General features: G+C 52.2%; 12 protein-coding genes. 10 read left to right on the top strand and 2 right to left on the bottom strand.

Going from position 1 to position 17436, the window contains the following annotated elements; all coding sequences use genetic code 11:
* The first annotated feature begins 1 nt into the window (after position 1).
* On the top strand, positions 2-4183 hold the full coding sequence (locus tag ACFQ0N_RS21515) for an S-layer homology domain-containing protein (RefSeq protein ID WP_379330014.1): 4182 nt from the start codon (positions 2-4) through the stop codon (positions 4181-4183).
* A gap of 7 nt (positions 4184-4190) precedes the next feature.
* Here the strand turns inward: ACFQ0N_RS21515 and ACFQ0N_RS21510 are convergent, their stop codons facing one another.
* On the bottom strand, positions 4191-5051 hold the full coding sequence (locus ACFQ0N_RS21510) for a helix-turn-helix domain-containing protein (RefSeq protein ID WP_379330012.1): 861 nt from the start codon (positions 5049-5051) through the stop codon (positions 4191-4193).
* Between the two features lie 176 nt (positions 5052-5227).
* Here ACFQ0N_RS21510 and ACFQ0N_RS21505 point away from each other — a divergent pair, with 176 nt between their 5' ends.
* Genes ACFQ0N_RS21505 through ACFQ0N_RS21490 form a run of 4 tightly spaced genes read left to right on the top strand, consistent with a single transcriptional unit; the run spans position 5228 to position 8857 of the window.
* Entirely contained in the window at positions 5228-6184 is a 957-nt protein-coding gene (locus ACFQ0N_RS21505) for a zinc-dependent alcohol dehydrogenase (RefSeq protein ID WP_379330010.1), read from the top strand.
* An 18-nt stretch (positions 6185-6202) separates the two neighbouring features.
* Positions 6203-7222, top strand: a complete 1020-nt coding sequence (locus ACFQ0N_RS21500) for an alcohol dehydrogenase catalytic domain-containing protein (RefSeq protein WP_379330008.1) — start codon at positions 6203-6205, stop codon at positions 7220-7222.
* The gene (locus tag ACFQ0N_RS21495) at positions 7222-7929 is read left to right on the top strand and encodes an SGNH/GDSL hydrolase family protein (protein ID WP_379330006.1); all 708 of its coding nucleotides are present in this window, start codon (positions 7222-7224) and stop codon (positions 7927-7929) included. The genes ACFQ0N_RS21500 and ACFQ0N_RS21495 overlap by 1 nt, the downstream gene beginning before the upstream one ends.
* Before the next feature lie 13 nt (positions 7930-7942).
* Positions 7943-8857 (top strand): NAD-dependent epimerase/dehydratase family protein, encoded by a 915-nt coding sequence (locus tag ACFQ0N_RS21490; protein WP_379330004.1) that lies wholly within the window; start codon positions 7943-7945, stop codon positions 8855-8857.
* A gap of 526 nt (positions 8858-9383) precedes the next feature.
* Here the strand turns inward: ACFQ0N_RS21490 and ACFQ0N_RS21485 are convergent.
* Complete coding sequence (locus ACFQ0N_RS21485; protein WP_379330002.1) at positions 9384-10583, bottom strand: Gfo/Idh/MocA family protein; 1200 nt, start codon at positions 10581-10583, stop codon at positions 9384-9386.
* A gap of 264 nt (positions 10584-10847) precedes the next feature.
* On the opposite strand from ACFQ0N_RS21485, the gene ACFQ0N_RS21480 reads away from it, so the two are divergent.
* From ACFQ0N_RS21480 to ACFQ0N_RS21460, 5 genes are all read left to right on the top strand, one after another.
* Positions 10848-11621 (top strand): SDR family NAD(P)-dependent oxidoreductase, encoded by a 774-nt coding sequence (locus tag ACFQ0N_RS21480; protein ID WP_379330000.1) that lies wholly within the window; start codon positions 10848-10850, stop codon positions 11619-11621.
* A gap of 318 nt (positions 11622-11939) precedes the next feature.
* A complete protein-coding gene (locus ACFQ0N_RS21475) occupies positions 11940-13778 on the top strand; it encodes a sensor histidine kinase (protein ID WP_379329997.1) in 1839 nt (612 codons plus the stop codon).
* A complete protein-coding gene (locus tag ACFQ0N_RS21470) occupies positions 13775-15376 on the top strand; it encodes a response regulator (RefSeq protein WP_379329995.1) in 1602 nt (533 codons plus the stop codon). Before ACFQ0N_RS21475 ends, ACFQ0N_RS21470 begins: the two co-directional genes overlap by 4 nt.
* 132 nt (positions 15377-15508) lie before the next feature.
* Positions 15509-16465, top strand: coding sequence for an ABC transporter permease (locus ACFQ0N_RS21465; protein WP_379329993.1), 957 nt, complete (start codon positions 15509-15511; stop codon positions 16463-16465).
* 12 nt (positions 16466-16477) lie between these two features.
* A complete protein-coding gene (locus ACFQ0N_RS21460; RefSeq protein ID WP_379329991.1) occupies positions 16478-17377 on the top strand; it encodes a carbohydrate ABC transporter permease in 900 nt (299 codons plus the stop codon).
* Positions 17378-17436 lie beyond the last annotated feature (59 nt).

The raw sequence follows: 17436 nt of genomic DNA, 5'->3' as shown, positions 1-17436 counted from the left end.
CATGATGAGCATTTCGGCTCGATTAAGAATGGCGCTGGCGATCCTGTTGGCTGTCTGCCTCGGATGCGGTGCGGCTGGCCCCGGGATAGCGGCGGGTGCCGAAACGGCAGAAGAGATTTGGATCGAGGGGGAGAGCGCTTTCACCCACGACTTCTCTGACATTATAGATGGAGATCTGTATAGCGGCGGCAAGCTGCTGCGTCTGGAGACGCGGGAGGAGGCGCCACCGGACGGCTATACCGCCGTTTACCGCTTCGATGTCCCAGAAACGGGGGATTATGAGATGCGGATCACTTCTACGCCGCCGGAAGAGATCTGGACTTCACCGTATTCGGTACGGATCAACGACGGCGAGGATATGCCGATCCGGAATGCCCGGCAAGTCGGCAACATTAACGATACGGTTCGCATATATGAGGCGGGTGTCGTCACCTTGAGAGAAGGCGAGAATACGGTGACGTTCCGGGTGAAGGACAGGCGCAGCTACGGGGACTACGTCCTGTATCTGGATTCATTTTCCTTCCGCAAACTTCCGTCCGGCGTTCGTGCGATCTCAACACCGGCGCCGTTCAACGTGTTCGAGGCGGGCGAGGCTGCCACGCTCACTGTCGATCTCGTCGGAGCGGTGAAAGCAGCGGATGCTGTTCATATTCGCGTGACGGATTTCTGGGGCGGGACGGCTTACGAGAACACCGTTCCGCTGGAAACGGGCCAGACCCGGGCGGAGATCACGCTCGGCACGCTGGAGAAGGGGCATTATACGGTGAAGGCCTCGTTGAACGGCGCCGGGACGACGGCGGAAAGCTTCTTCTCGGTCGTGACGCCGCATGCGTCCCGGCAGCCGCTGGCGGATTCGCCGTTCGCGATCGACGCGGCTGCTTCCTTGCTGGTCAAGCCGGCGCAAACGGCCGCTTTCGCCGAGGCGCTGAAGCGCTCAGGCGTCACCTGGATGCGGGACCGGTTTCATTGGGGAAGCGTTCATTCCGCTTCGGGCTCATACGACTATTCCGCCTTCGACCCGACGGTTCGGGCGGTGGCGGACAAGGGAATTCGAATCCTCAACGTCTACGCGGACTCGCCGGATTGGATGCATGGACCGGAAGACAAACTGCCGGACGACCTGCAGGCTGCCTACCGATTCGCGCGCGATTCGGCCGACCACTTTGGCGACGGTGTCGCCGCTTGGGAAATTTGGAACGAGCCTGACGGCGGATTCACCGGCGCTAACGAGGCCGGCGACCGCTATGCGGCGTTCCTGAAGGCGATGGCGATCGGCTATCGCGATAGCGCAGCCAAGCCCGCCGTATCCGCCGCAGGCTTCGCCGGCGCAGCCGACGATTACGTGAAGACAGTAGCGGACAATGAGGTATTTCCGTACATCGATACGTACAGCTTTCACGGATATCCGCTGCCTTATGGCACGTATGACACCAACGTTATCCCGTTTCCCAATAATGCTGCAAAACATCTGGAGTTCCTTTCCGGGCGTTCCGCATCGAACCTGAACGCCTGGATGACAGAAGCGGGTATTACGATTCCGACCGGCGGACTGCACGAATTGACACAAGAGGAGCAGGCCGCCCAGGCCCGCTACATGGCCACCTCTGCGGTGCAGTCTCTGGCGGCCGGTGTCGACAAGCACTTCTGGTTCGTCATGCCGAACTATCTGGAGAACGGCAATCAATACGGCATGTTCAGCCAAAACAACGCGCCGTATGCCTCCTATCAGGCCATCGCGAACGTAACAGACATGCTGGGAAAGGGCATGTATATGGGGCAAGTGCGGCAGTTGCCTTCCGGGGCGGAGGGACATCTGTTTGACAGCGGCAAGGGAAAGGTGCTGGTCATTTGGTCCGAGGAGGCGCAGACGATTCGCTTGTTATCGGAAGGTGAACAGGCGTCGTGGACGGATCTTATGGGGCGCGAGCGGTCGGCGGCCGTGGAAAACGGAGGATTCACGCTACCGATAGGTCCCGATCCCGTCTTTCTGCGGATAGACGAGAGGATGCAATTGCCGGACCTGTCTCCGGCCCGTCCCGCCAAGCCGGCGTTTGCTGCCTCTCCGCTCACGCCGGAGCAGCGTGTCGTGTTGGCGCAATCGTATGAGAACGATGCGAGAAGCAACGCCAAGATGTTCGGCGCTTATCAATTGAAGGAGAAGGAAGAGAATGTCGTCTGGCTGGATGTCTACAACTTCAACGATGCTGTCATGAACGGCGAAATTCATGGGGAAGCGTCGGGAGGCTGGCAGCTGGATCACAGCGATCAGGCGATATCGCTTGCGCCCGGCGAGAAAAAAACGATCGAATTTCGGCTGAAAGCCGGATCGGATATGAAGGCGATGGTAAAGAGCAAGGTCACCTTCAAGGGCGTCTTTGGAGGAAAAGCTACAAGTGCCTCCGTCGCCTATGTGCTGACCGGCGCCTCCCGCGTACAATCCATACCGATTCCCGGCGCGGAGTCGCCCAGCAGTTGGGACCTGAAGCGAAACGACGCTATTGCCCCCTCTGGAACCGGGATGGTCGAAGCGGGGCGGAAGACAGGATCAGTGCGGTTCAAGTATTCGTTCGGGGAACCAAATCAATGGGCGTACCCGTTCCTGGATCTCCCGGAAGGTTTCGATATTTCCAGCATGAGCGGGTTCGCGTTCAACATATTTGCAGACGAGGACATCGCCCAGACCGATCTGAAGCTGATCGTAAACGAGCGCAATGGCAGCCGGTATTACACGCTGAACGGATTCGCCATCAAAAAAGGCTGGAATTCGTTCCTCGTTCCGTTCGGTCTGCTTAGCCTCGCCACGTTCGGACCGCCGGACGACAATGACCGTCTCGACCTGGACCGTCTGACCAGCGTTCAGATTGGCATCAATACCCAATTGACCGATGTGCCGTCCTTTGAAATCGCTGGATTCGGAACCTATAAGGTTGAGGAGGAGCCATCCAATCCGCCGGAAACGCCCGAGGTACCGGTCACTCCGTCTGGAGCGCTGACCGAAACGAAACCGAAACCGAAACTGGACTTCACCGTCGAAGCAGGGACGTTGAAGGTGAAGGCGGAGCCTGATGGTGAAGGGCTCGCCTCCGTCGCAATCGGGGAAGAAGCGCTTGCGGCTGCGATCGGCGGGGCGGTCGGCCAGACACTTCGCATCGAAATGAAACCAAGCGAGAAGACACGGGAACTGCGGCTGGAATGGCCTGCAGGGCCGATTCTTACCGCGGCGAAGGGACGAATCGACACAATCGCGATTGACATCGGGTTTGCGGAAATTGTTCTGCGGACAGACAATGTTGCTGCGGCGGTGAAAGGCGGTAAAACACCCGAACGGCTGCAACTTAAGGCGGCTCGGCTAGATGATTTGCCAGAGCCGGCGCGGAAGCGATTGGGCGATGCGGCCGCTTGCGAGTTGCGTTTGCAGGTGGACGGAACGGACTTCGCATTCACCGCCGGCGATCTGCAAGTTCGCTTGCCTTATTCGCCCCTGCCTAGGGAAAAGGAGCACCGGATCGTCGCCTATGATCTGAGCGGAAACAACCCGAAAGCGATCGTGAACAGCAAGTATGGCAAGGAGGCCGGTGGTGTGACGTTTAAGCCTGCCCGATTAGGCCGCTTCGCGGCCGCTTATTCCAGCGCATCCTTCAGCGATCTGGAAATGGCGCCATGGGCACGCAAGGAAATCGAAGCGCTGGCGGCCCGGGATGTTGTCCGCGGGGACGGCAGCGGTCGCTTCCGGCCAGACAGCGTCGTTACCCGGGCGGAATTCGTGTCGATGCTGATGAATGCTCTTGATCGGGAACAGCCGGAAGCTCGGATCCCGGTATCCATGAGCGATGTGCAGGAGCGCGCGTGGTATGCCGGTTCGCTTGCTGCGGCTCTGGAAGCAGGTATCGTTCAGGGCAAATCGGAGAGAGTGTTTGGCGGGAATGAACCGTTATCACGGCAGGATATGGCGGTGATGGTAGATCGGGCGCTGCAGGCATTCAAGCTCGATCGCGGTGTAAGCCTGCCGGTTCGGACCGAATTCATCGACCGCGCCGAGATATCCGGTTACGCGGCCGAAGCGGTGCAGTCTTTGCAGGCAACCGGCATACTGAAAGGTACAGGGGAACGTTTCGCTCCGAAAGCATGGTCTACCCGGGCCCAGGCGGCCGTTGTGTTGGGCCGTCTTTGTACCCGGTTATAGGGATATCTCATTGCAATCCTGGCCCGGATTCTCCTTTACGCAGTTGCTTGCGCCATTCGGCTGGGCTTAAGCCATAGGTTTTCTTGAAAATCCTGCAGAAGTAATGCACACTGCCGATGCCGGTCTCTTGGGCGATCTCATGGATCGGCATTTGGCTGCCCGACAAGAGACTGGCGGCGGCCTTCAGCCGCAAGTCTCGCAAGTATTCAAATGGCGTGACGTTCGTATGGCTTTTGAACAAGCGGATCAGGTAGGAAGGATTCAGGTGCACCAGATTGGCAAGCGACGTCAGCGTGATCTCTTCTTTGTAACGCCACTCCATATAATTGATGAGCTGGTCGACTGTTTCTTTCGCATCCCATTCAGGCGTCCGGTTACGGGAGCTGTCTATGTCCGGCGAGGGGCCCAGCAAAAAGGAAATCAGGTGGTAAATCTTGCGTATTTCCAGCAGGCAAACCTGCTCCATGTCCGGATGCCTCCGGGCTTCGCCGGTCACATGCAGATGATGGACCCAATCAAACGATTCCAGAATGGCTGCGCCGATTATCGATCGGGAATAAAAATCGTTTTGGGCCTGTTGTCTGTTCCAATCATCCATGAGCTGCGTTGCAAGCGGGGATTCCTTGATGTCGGTGATTTCCAAAAAGCGATATTTGATTTCCGGACTTAAGCTCTCCAATTGATGCGGCGTCGAGGGAAGGATGACGAATACAGCAGGTGCTTCCGCGATGCATTGACGGTCGTTCCAGCGGAATTTTGCCTTGCCGGAAACGATATAGAGGATTTCGTGGGTGGAGGTGTGAACGCCTCCGGCCATTACCTCGTCCAGCCGGGTCAGCGTGCCAGTTCCGCATAACCGGATTTTCATACGGCGATCTCCTATTCCATAATGTCAATTTTGTTCAATTAATAAATGAAAAATGCTTTAATACTGCTCTAAAATTAGCCCTTGATGCGTATGATTCAGGTAGATCTAGTGCAAAGACGGATGGCTAACCCTATTGTACACTTGATGCATGGGAATGAAAAGGAGAGGATCAATTCATGAAGATGAAAGCATTGCAGATTAACGGCCCCGCGCAATATGCGATCGTGGATGTCGATGTTCCGGAGATTCAGGATCACGAGGTTTTGGTGGAAATCGAGGTGGTCGCCACTTGTCCGCGATGGGACATGAACATGATGGCCGGCCGGGACATGTTCGATTATTCCAAATCGCCGGTGTATCCGCTGACGCCGGGCTGGCCCGGCCACGAGGCGGCCGGAGTTGTCCGGGCCGTCGGCCCGGGGGTGCGCGGGTTTCAGGTGGGCGACCGAGTGGCGGCACTTGAGCATATCGAAGGCGGAGGCGCATACGCCCAATATTTGAATTATCGGGAGCACGAGCTGATCAAGCTGCCGGATCAGGTTTCTTTTCTGCAGGCGGTTTCATTCGAGCTGTTGAAATGCGTGATGATCGGACTATCGCAGTTCGGGGATTTGCGCGGAAAATCGATGGTCGTCTCCGGCCTGGGGCCGGCTGGAATGCTTGCTATTCAGGTGGCCCGAATATGGGGGGCGTCAGAGGTGATCGGTGTTGATGTGAACGACCGGCGCATCCGTCACGTTTCCGAGCTTGGAATCGGGCAGGCCATGCATGTCGACGAGGTGGAGGGCCGCCGCTTCGACCTCGGGTACGATTGTGTGGGAGCCGCCTCTTCCGTACAAAATTTGCTGCGTCTTGTCGACCGCCATGTCGTCATCTTCGGGGTTTTAAAAGGAACGCTGCAGTATGAGGAGCATCTATGGGCCAAGGGAATGAAGCTGGAATCCTATCAATACCGCCGCTTCAATGAGAGGGACCGTGAGCTGCTGCTCGACGCCGTTGTGAATAAAGGCTTGGACACGGTATGCATTCAGACGCACCATGTTCCGTTCACCCGGTATCACGAAGCGGTGGAGCTGTTGCAGGCACAGGAAGCGGTCAAAGTATATTTTTATCCGGGGCAAGATTTTGTCTAAGGGAAGGGAGTGGGGAAGATGAAAGGAAAAGCGGTCGTATTTGTGGATCGGCTGAAGGCGTCATTTCAAGAGGTGGACATACCAGAGCCCGGGGATAACGAAGTGGTCGTCGATGTTACCGTTTCATGGATCAGCAACGGAACGGAGTCATCTTATTTTCGCGGAGAGCGGATCGCGGGGGACACCCCGTATGCTGCGGGATCGCCATGGCCGTTTCCGATTGTGGCGGGTTATCAGAAGGTGGGCGTCGTGACGCATGTGGGCAAGAATGTGACGGATCTGAAAGCCGGAGATCGCGTGTTTGCCACAATAAGCCGGGTCGAAGGCATGTTTGACCCGTTCGGCGGGCATGTCAGTCCGGCGGTAACGCCGGCATCTGAGGTGTGGAAGCTGCCGGATGATCTTCCGTCCGCCGATTATGCAGGGCTCGTCTTGACGCAGGTCGGGTATAACTGCGGCATGCGGGCACCCGTTCGCCAAGGCGATTGTGCTGTAGTCATCGGTGACGGCCTTGTGGGCAATTGGACGGCCCAGACGTTGCTGCACCGGGGCGCCAAGGTTATGGTGCTGGGCAGGCACGACGACCGGCTTCGCTATTTTCCCGAGCAGGCGGTGGGGGTGAATACGAAAAGGCTGGAGGCGCCGATCACCGATACAGTAAGCGGGTTTGCACCGGACGGGGTGGCGGTCGTCGTCGATACGGTAGGCGATTTGGACAGCGTATATGCCTTGCTTCCGCTTCTCGGACATGAAGCCCATTTTGTTTCGGCCGGGTTCTACGGAACGCAGGGGAGCATCGATATTCAGCGGCTCAGGCTGAAGGAGGTCACGCTGCATGCGCCGGCGGGATGGACAAAAACGCGCATGGATGAGACGTTGCAAGCGATCCGCGACGGATGGCTGAAAACGGGGGCACTGATTACGCACCGTTTTCCGGCGGAGCGCGCAGAAGATGCATGGCGTTTGATTGCGGATAAAAAAGAACCGTGCCTTGGCGTCGTATTGGAATGGCCGGTGCGGACGGGAGCCGAATCTTGATGAAGCCTTTTTTACGATTGCGGAAAAGACTGCGCGAAAAAGCTCAAGACGCTAGGGAACGGGCCGTTACTTACGTCGCCTTGGGAGACAGTGTCACGCAAGGCTGCATGCAGGCCGGTGTCCTCGAGTATGAGCGGGTATATCATCAGGTGCTGTGGCGCGGCACCCATCGGCGGTATCCGGGGACGGTGTTCAACGTCATCAACTCGGGCGTAGGCGGCGATACGCTGCAGGCGTCCCGCTCCAGATGGGAGAGGGATGTGCTGCATTACAAGCCCGATCTCGTCACGATCTGCTTCGGTCATAACGATGCTCATGGCGGCATGGATGGGATCGGGCCTTTCGTTCGGGAGCTTGGCGATCTTGTCAGGCGGATTCGCACCGAAACAGAAGCCGAGATTCTGCTGATGACCCCGTGCATGATGATGAATCGGGATAACGACCGTATTGCGGAAGAGCATAAACCGCTCGTTCCCGCATTTCTGAAGCTGGCTGAGGAAGGCGTCCTGTCGCGTTATGTCGAAGCGCTAAAGCAATTTGCGCTCCGGGAGGACATTCCTTTGTTTGATACCTACGCGATGTGGGAAGACATGGAGCGGGGCGGGATGGACATCACCTCGCGCTTGTCCAACGGCATTAACCATCCCGATGCGGAGTTCCATCTCGAATGGGGCAAAGCGTTGGAAGAAATCTTGTTGGCGGAATGAACGGAGGAGCGGTATGAAGGTACTCATTACAGGGGCATGCGGCTTTATCGGCAGAAACCTCATTCGCGAGCTCGAGGCCAGTGGGCATGATCTCATACTCGCGGATCGGCAGCGGCCGGAGGAGGCGACGGTGTTCGCACCCGGCTCTGCGGAGCGGGTTGTTTCTCCGTTGACTACGCAGTGGCCCTTCTTGCTTGCAGACATTATGGATCATGAACAAATGCGGAGCTGCATGGAAGGGGTTGATGCGGTCGTACATTTGGCCGCTTCGCCCACCGGATTGCCGGAGCAGGGGGTGGAAACGTTCAAGTACAATGCGCTCGGGACGTTCATTCTGCTTGATGCGTGCCGTCTGCAGGGAGTGGGCAGGTTCATCACGGCATCGAGCATCAATGCGTTTGGAACATTTTATTGGCGAATTAAGCAGGAGCCGGTGGCCTATGACCAATTGCCGCTGACCGAAGACTTCACTCCGGTGCCGCAAGACCCGTACAGCCTCAGTAAACGGGTCAATGAGGAGACCTGCGCCGCGTTTCACCGGGCTTATGGAATAAAAACGGCGGCTTTGCGCTTCGGAGCGGTGTGGACGGAAGAAATGTACCGCCAGGCGATCGAATCGGGGCTTGCCCCCACGACGGCGTGGTCCGACGATTTGTTCACCTGGGTACACGTTCACGATATTGTGACGGCTATCCGCCAAGCTCTGGAGGCAGATCGGTTGCCCGGCAGCGGAGTTTACACATTAAACGCTGCGGATACACGCTGCCCGGAACCGACCATGGAGTTGCTTCAGCGATGGAAACCTGAATATGCCGGCCGTTTATCTGGTACGCTGAAAGGAAGGGATTCGTTGATTTCGATCGAGAGGGCCCATGAAGCGTTTGGCTACAAGCCTCAGTATCGGCTGGACGCAGGGGTCAGGGGTTGACTTTACTCGTATGCCGATTTACCTTAGTTTAAAATGTGAAGGTTTTAGTTAAAAGGAAGCCTAGTTGGCCTCCTTTTGTTTTTTTTAAATACAAGTAGCAGGGGGATGAGGCCTGCCACCTTCGGGCGGACGGGAAAACGAGCAAAATGTTGCAGGTTATGCAACAAATCCATGGCGGGAAAGTGAGTGTTCCCCGAATTGTTGTACAAAATGCAACAATCTACTGCTTCAAGGGTGGTAAATGGCTATGATTGTTGCAGATCGTACAACATTTTCAAGAAATACGGTGGTATCACGGTTCGAATGTTGTATTCTGTGCAACAATTGTGCCTCAGAGCCGCTGTCTGGTGGGCAGGAAAAGCGAGTTAATATTAGTTGCCCTTCCCCTTCCCCAATAACTGATACTTGAGGCAAGCACTCTGTATCGCGGAAGATGCACGATATGTCTATGTAGAGCAGCTGTCCGGCGGCCAGTGGACGATCAGGCAGATAGCGCTTTAGACTAGTCACCTTCTACAGGATCATGCTACTTGCGGTTTTTAGTGAAATTCGGGAATTGTACGGTTGCGCCATTGCCGGCAATCGATTGGGCAGACAATGGGAAAACGGAACTCCACGCGACTGCATCGTAAACATCGATCGCGGGCCGGCGATACTCATGGATAGCGCGGGCGAATTCATCGATGACGAAGAAATCGCCTCCGCCGTGTCCAGCTTCTTCGGCCTCCTTGAGCCATCGCTGCCAGAGCGGATGATCATATTGTCCGGCATAGTTCCATAGAGGTTCCCACTGCGCGCTGCCGTCAGGCGAGCTGCCTGGAGAGCGGTCTGCGAGCCAGATGAGCGGGTTCTCGTCTTCGGTACGGGCAGAGAGGTAGGCTCCGCGATGGCCTTGCAGGCCGTAATGCGTCATATTATGCGGGCGTCCGGATGTCCAGTCGAGACGAAGCGAGATGACGATCCCTTTTTTTGTGCGAATGGTCGTAACGGTGCAATCTCCCTGCTTCCAATACTCGGGGTTTGCTCCGGGATGGCTGTCGCCAAAATGCTCGCGGAAATGGTTCGCCACCGAGCCGTTGCGGGTCGAGTAGGTGCTCATATATTCAAGCTCATCGGTGCGGTTAATGCCCAGCCATTGTGCAAGCGGGCCAAGAGAGTGGGTCGGATAGTTCATCGCATTGTAATCGCGGTTAAGCTCGCCGCGCCACGTTAAGCTGCCGTCCGGATAATGGGTCAAAGAGCGGCAGTCATGAATGTAAGCGCCTTCTACAAAGGTAATCGGACCAAACACATCTTGCTGAATCATATGCTTGATCATCATATTCGGGCGCATGTAACAGTAATTCTCAGCCAACATATAGGTAAGCTTCGTTTTTTCAACTGTTTCGACCAATTCCCATGCATCTTCCAGCGTATGGGCAGCAATCACCTCGCTCAGTACATGCTTTCCTGCCTTAAGCGCCTGAATAGCTTGCTGTGCGTGCACAGTCAGCGGAGTAGCCAACAAGACGGCATCAACATCAGGAGCCTCAAGCAGCTTGTTGTAGTCTGTATATGTAGCGATTTCAGGGTACTGCGTCTTCCATTTTTGGAGCAACTGCTCATTCCAATCACAAATCGCTGTCAGTTCAATGAGGTCGGGTAAGACGGTTAATGCATTTTGGACAGAGAAGCCGCGATTGCCGCCAACTACGGCCAGACGAATCGGCTTTTTTGAAATTGTCATCTTCCTCACTCCTGTATTTTTTTGAATTAAATTCATAATACAGATTAGATACCCCCATAATGTACAATCAACGATAGGGAATGTCAATAACGAAAGATGCGACATTACTTAATTTTATTAAATAGTTTATCATCGTTGCGATACGCTTATAAAGCACATTGACGATACGTTATTCCTGTAATAAAATTTACATGTTGAATGGGATTTAATATTTAGAACTGGATTATAGTGCGGATGCGCACAAAATAGAAAGGGCTGAGTGCGGTGAAGTTTGCCGGGAAGAGAGTGCTTGTAACAGGTGCTGCACGCGGGATTGGCGAAGGGATTGCCCGAAGATTTCTTGAAGAAGGCGCGAAGGTCATTGCATTGGATTATCGTGAGGATCAGCTTGCGGAGCAGGCGGAAAAGTATAAGGCAAATTTGCCGGCTGGCGCAGCCTATGGTTATATCGTAGCGGACTTGCGCCAGCCGGAGCAGGCGGCGGCAGCTGTGCAGCAGGCTTGGGCGAAGTGGGACGGCCTCGATGTTGTCGTTAACAATGCGGGCATTGCGGTTTTGGAGCCGTTCGAAGAAATCACCTATAATACCTGGTCGGACATTATGAATGTCAACTTGAATGCAATGTTTGTCATTTGCCAGGAAGCGGGCAAGCTGTGGATGAACAGCGGGACGAAAGGCGCGATCGTCAACATGGCTTCCAAAAACGGCTTGGTCGGACAAGCTAAACTGGCCCATTATAACGCTTCTAAAGGGGGCGTTGTCATGCTGACGCAATCGCTGGCCGTCGAGCTGGCGGAGCATAATGTACGCGTCAATGCCATTGCGCCGGGCTTTATCGATACGCCGCTTGACCGGGAAGTGAAGGCAGCGGGCGGCAATGAAACGATTGAGCTGACGCGGACGCCGATGAAGCGGATGGGGACCATTGATGAAGTGGCGCAAGCTGTCATGTTTTTGGCATCTGAGGACGCCTCTTATATTTCCGGTACTACACTCGTTGTCGATGGCGGCCATATGGCCAATGGCGGTTCACTCTAAACGACTCGAACCAAACAGATCGCTATTTGCTGTTGTAAAGTGAACAGTTTGAATAGCAAAGCTAGCGATAATAAAACCGCAAGAAATTTCAAAGTCTCTTCTGAAATCCGTCGCAGTTGGATTTTCGGAGAGGCTTTTTTGCTGTAGGAGCACACGTTATATAAGTTGAATCAAAGATTTTGACAAAGAATAACAAGGGGATTTGCACCAGCTTGTCGAATGTAAGATCATTATTGATCGCTTGTGCATCAAATTCAACTGCCAAGTTCTTTCGTTCAACTTATATGGCAAAGCGACTACATATGAATGGGAGGCTCTATGAAACGAATCCTTATATGGTTCCATCAAAAATACGCCAGTAAAGTACAAATTCGCTTGACGATTTATTTTCTGCTTATTTTGCTGCCATTAGTTATTGTTAGTTTATATGGAAATTCAAGGTCGCAAAGTATTTTATTGGAGCACACCATAGAAAGGACGAAGGCTGCACTCACCTCCTCCATGGATTATATCGATGTAACCTTGAAAAATATTGAAGAGCTCTCAACATTAACGACTACGGATAATAATTTGTTGAAAAAGCTTAATCAAATCGGTTTGAATTTGGAGGCGAAGTCATACATTTTGTTTGCGGATGTGATGAAAGAGCTGACGAACCTTACTTCGGTTAACCATATGGTTTCACAAGTGTCTCTCTTCCACTCCAAGTCTACGATGCTGTTCACGACGGATCACGGCGGTAAAAGAATCAAGGACAAGCAGGTTCTTAACCATTTGCGCAATTTGGCATCAAGTAATGGAACCGGTATCATGTATATTATGCCTGAATACCCATTATCTGAAAACGAAACGTTTGGTTCGGTAATGAACACAAACAGCATTTCATTGATCCGCGTGATGGATCTGAACAATATGGACAGGGAACCGAATTTGCTGGTACTTTCACTAAACAAGAACAAATTGCTCGACCTTATGAAGTCGCTGCTTCCATCCCCGGAAGCACAAATTTATTTGTACACGAACCAGCAAGAACTTGTAGCCGGAAACGGGACATACGATCCTCAGGGCAAAGGCTTGAAAGCATCGGTACCCGGGATGTTTGCAGTAAAGGTTGATTCGCGGCATTCCAAATGGACGCTGCTGCTGCTGCAGCAAGAAAAAGAATTGTTCAAGGAAATTAACGCAACCAGAGTTTTCACCTATTTGATCATTATTGTCAGTGTCATTCTGGCACTATTAATTTCTTGGGCCGTCTATTCGGGGATTGCCTCCCCGATTCAGCGCTTGTGGAGAGGCATGAAGTCTGTAGGAAGCGGCAATTTCAATGTAAGGCTGGAAAATGACCGTACCGACGAAATTGGCCATCTGACCCACGCGTTTAACAAGATGGTGGAAGAACAGAAAAATTTGATAAAGAACCATTATGAGCAGCAATTACGGCTGGCCAATACGGAGCTGAAGTTTCTGCAATCCCAAATTAATCCGCATTTTCTATACAATACGCTGGATTCAATCTATTGGACAGCCATCAATTACGATGTGCTTGAAATCAGCGAGATGGTGCTTAATTTGTCGCGTTTTTTTCGGCTTAGCCTCAATAAAGGACGGGAAACATTTACTGTGGAGGAAACGGTGACGCACCTCAATTATTACATCCGAGTCCAGCAATTGCGCTTTCTGGAATCATTCACGGTAAGCTATGACCTGCAGGAGGAGAGCAAATCGATTCACGTACTGAAACTGCTGCTTCAGCCACTGGTTGAAAATGCGATTTTGTATGGCCTGGAGGACAAAACGGATGGCCGCCTGCAAATTTCCAGCCGCTCGGACCATCAATATCTCATTCTTACAGTGAGGGACAATGGTGCAGGCATCCCCAAGGAAAGGCTAGCTTATATTCGTGAGCTGCTTGACAACCTGTCCGACTTTAATATCGGTCCTCTTTCCTTTCTGGAAAGCAATGTTCAAGAGGCATTTGGACTTCGCAATGTGTTTTCGCGAATGAAACTGTTCTATGGCAATGAGGCCGAGCTGCACCTGGATAGCACGGAAGGCAGCGGAACGGTGGTCGAACTGAGGCTCCCGTTGGAGCAGTGCCGGGAAACCTTCAATGTGAAGCCGATAATAAATATGCAGTATAGGGGGAAAGAAGCATGAATCTGTTTATTGTTGAAGATGAACTTCGCCTGCGGACAAGTCTGGCGAATAATATTCCGTGGGAAGATCATGGGATTGAAGTCATCGGTCTGGCCGGGCGCGGATTAGAGGCATTGCAACTGTACCAGCGCAAGAAGCCTGATATCGTCCTGCTGGATATCCATATCCCGGAAATGAATGGCATTGCGCTGGCGCGTGAAATGCTGGCCGCCAATCCGCTTGTTAAAATTGTGATCTTGAGCGGTCATGATAATTTTTCCTTTGCGCAGTCCGCGCTGGAGATTGGTGTCACGAAATATTTATTGAAACCGGCCGGCAACGCTGAGGTTTTACAATCTGTTTTGGAAGCGGCCGCACAGCTAAGGAAACAGTTGGATCAGCTCCATAATCAGGAACTGCTGCAGCAAAAATGGAGCCAGCAGCTGCCGCAGCTGCAAAACAATTTTTTCCGGAATTGGACGAGTGGCAAATATACGGTGTGGGAGATTGAGAAATACAGTCATGAGGTGCATATTGAATTGTCTGCAGAGGATCAATATGCAGTAGCTGCGCTTGATATGGACCCATTACCTGATAATGAAACCCGCTTTGGCGGCGGCGATGTTTCTTTGCTCCAGTTTTCATTGAACATGATTGTAGAAGAGATGATGGAGCTGGAAAATAACGTTTGGGTGTTCACGGCGCAGGAGGGTTACACCGTACTTGTCTTTAAACGGTGGAAGAGCGAAGACGCCAATCAAATGATGCTGTATGTGAACGGGGCTGTTACCCATCTTTTGTCAAAGGTTAAGGATTGCTTGAAACTCACTGCCAGTGCGGGGATTTGCGGTTTTCCCGGCAGTATGGAACAGCTCCAGCTTTGTTACGCCCAGGCAATCAAAGCTTTGCAGAGCAGGGTCGTTTATGGGCATAACCTTGCCATTCCATATCAGGATCAGCAGGGAAGCATGGCCGTGCTAACGATGGTTCCGGATCTTGCAAAAAGGTTTGAAATTGCGCTTGAAACAGGTGACGGGCAGCAGGCTGTCCAGCTTCTGGATTCCTTATGGCAGAACGGAATTGCGAGAACCGAGTCGGTTGAAGATGTATATGAACACGTCCTTGATTTCAGCAGCTTATTAATTCGCATCATTCATCAGCAGGGCTGGCGGCTGAAAGACGTGCTGGGTCCGGACATTGATTTTCTGCACATGCCGCAGCAGCTCGCCACCAAGGAGCAAATTTTGTCCTGGCTGCATCGGTCGGTACAACGTGTTTTGGCTCATGTACAAGACCGGCGAAAGGCTGTGAGCAATCAGACTGTGAAAAAGATTCTGCAAATGGTTGAAGACGAGATCGACACCGAGCTAACGCTGCATACCATCGCGGACCGGCTCTATGTGAATTCTTCGTATTTAAGTCGATTGTTCAAGCAGGAGACGGGAGCTACCTTTTCAGCCTATGTCATTCAGCAAAAGATGGAGCGCGCCAAGCAACTGCTGCAGCAAGGGGCTAAAGTATACGACGCGGCCAACAGAGTCGGCTACCGGGATGTAAGTTATTTTACGAAAGTATTCCGCAAATATTGGGGAGTGACGCCAGGCGAAGTGAAAAATTAGCTGTTATGCTGCTGCAAAAGTGAGCAGAAGGTTATGAGAGTACCAAAAAAGGTCATCATCAACACCTATAAAAGTAAAGCGGTTCCCACTAAAATAATTACAGATTCAACTTCTTTACTCGGGAGGAACGCTATGAAACCGATGAATCAGGTGAAGACTGACCTGGCGCTGCGGCGCACCAATGTCCGAAGAATTGCCGCCAATATTAAAAAAGACTGGGACTTATATCTCGCCCTTCTTCCCGGCATCGCTTTTCTGCTCGTTTTTAAATACACGCCAATGTACGGAATTATAATCGCCTTTAAAGATTTTAATATCTTTCAGGGCATGGCGGAGAGCTCGTGGGCCGGCTTCAAGCATTTTGAACGGTTATTTTCTTCATCGGCATTCTGGCAAGTGCTGCACAATACACTCATTATTTCGGTCTATAAAATTTTATTTCTGTTCCCGCTGCCCATCATCATTGCGATTATGATGAATGAATTGAAAAATGCCTTGTTCAAAAGAACGGTGCAAACGATTGTATACTTGCCCCATTTTCTGTCCTGGGTCATTGTAAGCGGTTTATTCATCGATCTGTTATCTGTCAATGGCGGCCTTGTCAACAAGCTGATTGTGTCCTTGGGAGGAGAACCGATCCGTTTTTTTCTGGATAACAGCATTTTCCGTTCTGTTCTGATTACTTCTGCAGGATGGAAGGAGATCGGATGGAACTCGATTATTTATTTGGCGGCGATGTCAAGCATTGACCCCCAGTTGTATGAAGCGGCCAAGATCGATGGAGCAGGCAAATGGAAACAGATTTTGCACGTTACTTTGCCTGGTCTTACACCAATTATTCTATTGATGTTTATTTTAAGGCTTGGTGCAATACTTGAAGCCGGCACAGAGCAAATTTTAGTCATGTATAACCCAGGCGTCTATAATGTCGCAGATGTTATCGGCACTTATGTGTATCGTGTCGGACTTGGAGAACAAAATTACAGCTTTTCGACCGCAGTTGGCTTGTTTGAATCTGTGATCGCATTTTCGCTAATTATTACAGGAAATTGGTTAAGCAGAAAGTATTTGCAGCGAGGCATCTGGTGAGGAGGGACGAGTATGAAGGGCGCAGCAGCCAAAAAAACGATTCAAGGCTCTATCGGGGAAAAACTGTTTACCTTTCTTAATTATTGCTTTTTCGTCATTTTTAGCTTAACGACGCTGTTTCCGTTTATTAACTTGATTGCCAAAGCGCTCAGCAGTGAAGCAGCCGTATTGTCGGGAAATGTTACTCTCGTCCCGGTCGGTATCCAGTTTGGGACCTTTAAGTTTGTAGCCAGCAACAGTTTGTTTCTTAATGCGTTTAAGGTGTCAGTCTTCGTCACGGTAATTGGAACGCTATGCGCCCTGTTTATGACGGCTTTGGCTGCGTACCCGCTGTCTAAGCCAAGGCTGCACGGCAGAAGCTTTTTTATCATCATGTATGTGTTTACAATGCTGTTTAGCGGAGGTTTGATCCCAACTTATCTGCTGATGCGCAGCCTTGGGCTGGTGGATCATTTGCCGGTTTTGTTCTTGCCGGGAATGATCAGCGTATACAACATGCTGATTATAAAAAGCTACTTTGAAAGCTTGCCGGATAGCCTGGAGGAGTCGGCCAAATTGGATGGCGCTTCAAACCTGGTGGTTCTTTGGCGAATTACGCTGCCTTTGTCATTGCCAGTACTTGCGACAATTGCTTTGTTCTATGCCGTACAATTCTGGAATGATTATTTTGCCTCGCTAATCTATATGAACTCACCGGACTTGAAGCCGTTGCAGCTCTATTTGAAGGAACTGTTCGTTTCGTCCAGCGATGCCTTTTTACGCACTGGTGGCGCAGAGGCGGCGATGAATGCTTCACCGCAGTCTGTTCAGGCGGCTTCTATTTTGCTGGCAACGCTGCCGATTGTGCTGGTCTATCCGTTTGTGCAAAAGTTTTTTGTCAAAGGTGTGCTAATCGGGTCTGTCAAAGGCTGAGTCCAGCAGACGAATTGCAGGAGGTGATCCCAAACAAGCTGGCTGAGACGCGGATTGTG

Source organism: Paenibacillus sp. GCM10027626, from assembly GCF_042676285.1.
GTDB lineage: Bacteria > Bacillota > Bacilli > Paenibacillales > Paenibacillaceae > Paenibacillus_Z.
The sequence above is the reverse complement of the archived record's forward strand: the minus strand, read 5'-3'. Positions and strand labels throughout refer to the sequence as shown.

Coding starts and splice junctions, on each gene's coding strand:
- ACFQ0N_RS21485 (WP_379330002.1), bottom strand. CDS start 10,583: ATGACAATTTCAAAAAAGCCGATTCGTCTGGCCGTAGTTGGCGGCAAT.
- ACFQ0N_RS21500 (WP_379330008.1), top strand. CDS start 6,203: ATGAAAGGAAAAGCGGTCGTATTTGTGGATCGGCTGAAGGCGTCATTT.
- ACFQ0N_RS21475 (WP_379329997.1), top strand. CDS start 11,940: ATGAAACGAATCCTTATATGGTTCCATCAAAAATACGCCAGTAAAGTA.
- ACFQ0N_RS21460 (WP_379329991.1), top strand. CDS start 16,478: ATGAAGGGCGCAGCAGCCAAAAAAACGATTCAAGGCTCTATCGGGGAA.
- ACFQ0N_RS21515 (WP_379330014.1), top strand. CDS start 2: ATGATGAGCATTTCGGCTCGATTAAGAATGGCGCTGGCGATCCTGTTG.
- ACFQ0N_RS21470 (WP_379329995.1), top strand. CDS start 13,775: ATGAATCTGTTTATTGTTGAAGATGAACTTCGCCTGCGGACAAGTCTG.
- ACFQ0N_RS21495 (WP_379330006.1), top strand. CDS start 7,222: ATGAAGCCTTTTTTACGATTGCGGAAAAGACTGCGCGAAAAAGCTCAA.
- ACFQ0N_RS21465 (WP_379329993.1), top strand. CDS start 15,509: ATGAAACCGATGAATCAGGTGAAGACTGACCTGGCGCTGCGGCGCACC.
- ACFQ0N_RS21490 (WP_379330004.1), top strand. CDS start 7,943: ATGAAGGTACTCATTACAGGGGCATGCGGCTTTATCGGCAGAAACCTC.
- ACFQ0N_RS21510 (WP_379330012.1), bottom strand. CDS start 5,051: ATGAAAATCCGGTTATGCGGAACTGGCACGCTGACCCGGCTGGACGAG.
- ACFQ0N_RS21505 (WP_379330010.1), top strand. CDS start 5,228: ATGAAGATGAAAGCATTGCAGATTAACGGCCCCGCGCAATATGCGATC.